Annotated in this window: 7 protein-coding genes; 4 read left to right on the top strand and 3 right to left on the bottom strand. The window is 71.9% G+C overall.

Annotation, left to right across the window (positions count from 1 at the left end; genetic code table 11):
* Both WA805_RS05160 and WA805_RS05155 read right to left on the bottom strand, forming a co-directional pair.
* A partial coding sequence (locus tag WA805_RS05160) for a hypothetical protein (protein ID WP_425241776.1) occupies positions 1-519 on the bottom strand: 519 nt, incomplete at its 3' end.
* Between the two features lie 5 nt (positions 520-524).
* The gene (locus WA805_RS05155; RefSeq protein WP_422275873.1) at positions 525-707 is read right to left on the bottom strand and encodes a hypothetical protein; all 183 of its coding nucleotides are present in this window, start codon (positions 705-707) and stop codon (positions 525-527) included.
* A 7-nt stretch (positions 708-714) separates the two neighbouring features.
* Here WA805_RS05155 and WA805_RS05150 point away from each other — a divergent pair, with 7 nt between their 5' ends.
* Genes WA805_RS05150 through alc form a run of 3 tightly spaced genes read left to right on the top strand, consistent with a single transcriptional unit; the run spans position 715 to position 3,901 of the window.
* On the top strand, positions 715-1,515 hold the full coding sequence (locus WA805_RS05150; protein ID WP_425241775.1) for a hydroxypyruvate isomerase family protein: 801 nt from the start codon (positions 715-717) through the stop codon (positions 1,513-1,515).
* Positions 1,512-2,837, top strand: coding sequence for an allantoinase AllB (gene allB / locus WA805_RS05145; protein WP_425239319.1), 1,326 nt, complete (start codon positions 1,512-1,514; stop codon positions 2,835-2,837). The genes WA805_RS05150 and allB overlap by 4 nt, the downstream gene beginning before the upstream one ends.
* Positions 2,834-3,901 (top strand): allantoicase, encoded by a 1,068-nt coding sequence (gene alc, locus WA805_RS05140; protein WP_422338097.1) that lies wholly within the window; start codon positions 2,834-2,836, stop codon positions 3,899-3,901. The genes allB and alc overlap by 4 nt, the downstream gene beginning before the upstream one ends.
* 14 nt (positions 3,902-3,915) lie before the next feature.
* Here alc and WA805_RS05135 read toward each other — a convergent pair whose 3' ends face one another.
* A complete protein-coding gene (locus tag WA805_RS05135; protein ID WP_425241774.1) occupies positions 3,916-4,368 on the bottom strand; it encodes a VOC family protein in 453 nt (150 codons plus the stop codon).
* Between the two features lie 151 nt (positions 4,369-4,519).
* On the opposite strand from WA805_RS05135, the gene WA805_RS05130 reads away from it, so the two are divergent.
* The coding region (locus WA805_RS05130) for a glycerate kinase (RefSeq protein WP_425241773.1) at positions 4,520-4,991 on the top strand (472 nt) is incomplete at its 3' end.

Raw genomic sequence — 4,991 nt, 5'->3', positions numbered from 1 at the left:
GGCCGGACCCCGGCTGGTTCGGACGGTTACCACACCCGGCTCCGCGCCGGTCACGGTGAGCTGGCCGCACGCATTGGGAACGGCGCAGGGGCGCTCCGCGGCCAGTTCGGCGAACGCGGCCCTGGCGCTCAGCAACGGCAGCCGCAGCGTGGTGCCGTTTGCCCACCGGACCATGCCCGGCAACGGCCCGGCGGGCAGCACCCCGGCCAGCCTGAAATGCCCCGACATGAACGCGAACTTCGCACGCCCACTGCTGAAGCCCTTGGACGGTACCGGGGTGAGGTCAGATGCGTCCATCAGGACAAGGCCGGTCCGCCAGGCGCGGGCGGCGTGAGATCGGTCCCACTGGGCTGTCACCTGCCGTGCGCGGGCGACGAAGGCGGCCGGTCCGTTCTGGCCCGCAGTCGACGGCGTCACGTGGGGGGTGACGGGCGGCGCGGCGCGCTGTGAGCCACAGGCCGCGACGGCTAGTGCCGCGACGAGAAACACCGCGGTGCGCGAGATGATGAACCGCATCATGACTCCTAAAGGTGGACCCGCACTTTAGACGCGACAGGGCAGGCGTAGGTTCCGGCGGCCCGCCCGGCCGTGATCACGGCGCGCGGGACCCGCAGCCGTTCGATGCGCCCGTAATCGAACCGGCCGCCGGGCGCGGTGGACTCGCCGATGCGGATGGCCGCGAACAGCTTTTCCCGACCGTGGGACACTGGGGCGGTGCAGATTTACGGGCTGCGGTTTGACGTCAATTGCTCGATTCTCTTTACCGAGCTGCCGTTGCTGCAGCGGCCCGCGGCGGCTAAGGCGGCCGGGTTTGACGGGGTGGAGTTCTGGTGGCCGTGGGACGCGATGGTGCCGTCCGATAGGGAGGCGGACGCGTTCGTCAGCGCGATACGCGACGCCGGGGTTGAGCTGGTCAGCCTGAACTTTCACACCGGAGACATGGCGGCAGGGGAACGCGGGCTCGTCTCCGTACCGTCGGCGGCTAAGGCGTTCCGGGAGAACATAGAGGCCTGCACCGAGATCGCCCGGCGGACCGGGTGCCGGCGGCTGAACGCGGCGTACGGGAACCGGATCGACGGCGTGGACCCCGCAGAGCAGGACGCGGTCGCGATCGAGAACCTCAGGCTCGCCGCCCAGGCGGCGGCGAACGCCGGCGCCGCCGTGCTGGTCGAGGCGATCAACTCCGTCGACGTTCCCGCGTTTCCGCTCGACACCAGCGACAAGGCGATCGCGGTCATCGACGCGGTCGGCGCGCCCAACGTCGGGTTTCTCGCGGACCTGTACCACCTCGGGAAGATGGGCGAAGACCTGTCCGGCGTGCTGGACAAGTACCGGGAAAAGATCTGGCACGTGCAGGTCGCCGACCCGCCGGGGCGCGGAGCGCCGGGGACGGGGACGGTGGATTTCGAGCCGTTGTTCGGGCAGCTGGCCGAACAGGGGTACCAGGGGTGGGTGGGGCTTGAGTACCTGCCGTCCGACGCGTCGGACAGCGCCGGCAGTTTCGGGTGGCTATGAGCGAGACGCTCGTCATCAGGTCGACCCGCATGGTGTTGCCAGATGGGGTGCGGGAGTCGGCGGCGTACGTTCGGGATAAAAAGATCGAATCGATCCACTCCTACGACGCGAAGCTGTCCGCTGACCGTGACGTTGATCTTGGCGACCTCGCCCTGCTGCCCGGGCTCGTGGACACGCACGTGCACGTCAACGAGCCGGGGCGGACGGAGTGGGAGGGGTTCGCGTCCGCGACGCGGGCCGCGCTGGCCGGCGGGGTGACGACGATCTGCGACATGCCGCTGAACTCCGTGCCGGTGACCGTGTCCGTCGAAGCGCTGCGGGAGAAGGCCGCCGCGGCGGCCGGGCAGTGCGCGGTGGACGTGGCGTTCTGGGGCGGAGCGGTGCCGGGGAACGCCGCGGCGATCGGGCCGCTGCTCGAGGCGGGCGTCGTCGGGTTCAAGTGCTTCCTGATCGACTCGGGGATCGCCGAGTTCCCGCCGCTGTCGCGCGATGAGCTGCGGGCGGCGATGAAGGAGCTCGCGGCGGGCGGCGCTCCCATGATCGTGCACGCGGAGGATCCGGCCGAAATCAGTGTGCCGAACGGTCCCGGGTATGACGCCTTCGTCGCCTCCAGGCCTCCGGTCGCCGAACGGCGGGCCATTGAGACCGTCATCAGGGCGGCTGCGGCCACCGGGGCGCGGGCGCACATCGTGCACCTCGCCGCCGGGGAGTGCGCGGCGCTGATCGACTCGGCGCGCGCGGCGGGGATCTCGCTGTCCGCCGAAACGTGCCCGCACTACCTCACCTTCGCCGCCGAGGAGGTGCCCGCGGGCGCGACCCAGTACAAGTGCTGCCCGCCGGTGCGGTACGCCCCCAACAGGGAGGCGCTGTGGCGCGCGCTCGGCGTGGGCGTCATCGACTGCGTCGTGTCCGACCACTCGCCGTGCCCGCCGGCGTTGAAGGACACCGGGGACTTCAGGACAGCGTGGGGCGGGATCGCGTCGCTGCAGATCGGCCTGCCCGCCGTGTGGACCGGGGCGCGGCGGCGCGGGCACTCGCTCGCGGACGTGGCGCGATGGATGGCGGCGTTTCCCGCGTCGCTGGCCGGGCTGCCGTCGAAGGGACGGATCGCGGCCGGGTGCGACGCGGACTTCGTCGCGTTCGACCCGGACGCTTCGTTTGTGGTACGCGGGTCTGAGCTGCTGCACCGGCATCCGCTGACGCCGTACGAAGGGCGGACGCTGACCGGGGTGGTGTCGCGAGTGTGGCTTGGCGGTGCCGAGGTCTCGCCTGACGGCGAGCCGCGCGGGCGGCTGCTGCGCCGAGGGGGCGGCACGCTGTGACCGACGACGGCGGCGGCGGGCTCGGCGACTCTGACCCGCTGGCGCTGCCTGACCTGGCGTCGCGGGCGCTGCGCGGGTCGGTGATCGCGGCGTCGGACGAGTTTTTCGCGGAGAAGGAGAACCTGATCCTGCCGGGTGCCCCGGCGTTCACGCCGCAGACGTTCGGGCACAAGGGGCAGGTATACGACGGCTGGGAGACGCGCCGGCGGCGCGGCCCGTCCGGTGCGCTGCCGGGAGCCGACGAGCACGACTGGGTGATCGTGCGGCTGGGCGCGGCCGGGGTGGTGTACGCCGTCCTCGTGGACACGGCGTACTTCACGGGGAATTACCCGCAGTCGTGTTCGGTGGAGGGTGCGCGCGCCGACGGATACGGCGATGTTGCGTCCGCCGCTGAGTGGGTGCCGCTGGTGCCGCGCAGCCCGCTCACGGGCGACGCCCAGCACGTGTTCCAGGTGGCGTCGGAGCTGCTTTGCACGCATGTGCGGCTGCGGATCTACCCGGACGGCGGCGTCGCCAGGCTGCGGGTGCACGGGACCGTGGTGCCGTCGCCATCGCTGCTCGAAGGGCTGACGTTCGACCTGGCGGCGCTGGAGAACGGCGGGGACGTGATCGCGTGCAGCGACCGGTTCTACTCCTCGCCGCGCAACGTTCTCTCGCCCGGGCTGTCCCGGGTGATGGGCGAGGGCTGGGAGACCCGGCGGCGGCGTGAGCCGGGCAACGAGTGGCTGGTCGTCCGGCTGACCGGGCAGTCCGACGTGGCGCTGGCCGAGATCGACACGTCCGGGTACATCGGCAACCCGCCTGGGGCGGCGTCACTGCTGGGGATCGACGCCGCGGTGTCGTCGCTGGACGATTCGTCCGCGTGGTTCCCGCTGCTCCCCCGCACCCCGCTGCTGCCGGACACGCCGCACCGGTTCCGGCTGCCCGGCTCACGGCCGGTCACCCACGTCCGGCTCGACGTGTTCCCCGACGGCGGCGTCGCCCGGCTGCGGCTGCACGGGTCGCTGACGTCGCACGGGCTGGCCGGAGTGCGCCGGCGGTGGGCGGAGACGGCGGGATCTTGAGGGGCGGCCCCTCGCTACTCGGGCGGCTTGGCGGACTGCGACACGCAGAACTCGTTGCCTTCCGGGTCGGCGAGCGTCATCCAGGTGTGCGGTCCCTGCTGGCCGTTGTGCAAAAACTTCGCCCCGCGCGCGACCAGGCCCGCGACCGCGGACTCCACGTCGTCGGCACCGATGCGCACGTCCAGGTGCATGCGGTTCTTCACCGTCTTCGGCTCGGGAACCTGCTGGAACAGCAGCCGCGGCGCGCGCTCCAGGCCGTCAGGGTGGCGGATCGCCGCGCCGTCCTTCCAGACGAGCACCCCGTTATGCAGCGTCGTATCGCTCTCGGCGGCGTACCCGGCGCTGATCATCCGCCGGATGAACGCCTCGTCCGAGGGCTCCACCTGCCAGCCCAGCGTCTCGGCCCACCAGCCCGCCAGCGTGTGCGGGTCCGCGCAGTCCACCGCTACCTGGAATTCATACGCCATCGCAGCTACCCCTCCTCGACCTCGACGCCATGCGCTCGTTCACCCGTGACGCTAACGCCAGTCCAGGACAGTATCGGTCCTCAATTGAGGTAATCGCGGACCGTGAGCAGTTCCGCGGCCGGTCTCCCGGCAGCGTGCTTGAATCGGTGGCATGGCGGACCGCGTCCTCGTCGCACCGGACAAGTTCAAGGGCAGCCTGGCCGCGACGGAGGTGGCCGCCCGGGTAGCCGCCGGCCTGTCGCGGGCCGGTTTCCGCGGCGAGGTCGTGCAACTGCCCGTGGCGGACGGCGGTGACGGGACGGTCGACGCCGCGGTCTCCGCCGGGTACCGCCGCGTCGAGCTGGAGGTGCGCGGGCCCACCGGACGGCCGGTCACGGCCGCGTTCGCGCTGCTCGACGAGACGGCGGTCATCGAGGCGGCGCAGGCGTCCGGGCTGTCGCTGCTGGAGCCGGGACAGCTCGCGCCGCTGACCGCGAGCACCTGGGGCGTGGGCGAGCTGATCCTGGCCGCCATCCGGATAGGGGCTAAGAGGATCGTGCTCGCCGTCGGTGGCGTCGCCACCACGGACGGCGGCGCGGGCCTGCTGGAGGCGCTCGGGGCGCGGCTGGCCGACGCGTCGGGGA

The organism is Trebonia sp., assembly GCF_049794275.1.
Lineage (GTDB): Bacteria > Actinomycetota > Actinomycetes > Streptosporangiales > Streptosporangiaceae > Trebonia.
The sequence above is the reverse complement of the archived record's forward strand: the minus strand, read 5'-3'. Positions and strand labels throughout refer to the sequence as shown.

Bases quoted from the DNA above. Each gene is read 5' to 3' on its own strand.
- WA805_RS05135 (WP_425241774.1), bottom strand. From the start codon at position 4,368: ATGGCGTATGAATTCCAGGTAGCGGTGGACTGCGCGGACCCGCACACG.
- allB (WP_425239319.1), top strand. From the start codon at position 1,512: ATGAGCGAGACGCTCGTCATCAGGTCGACCCGCATGGTGTTGCCAGAT.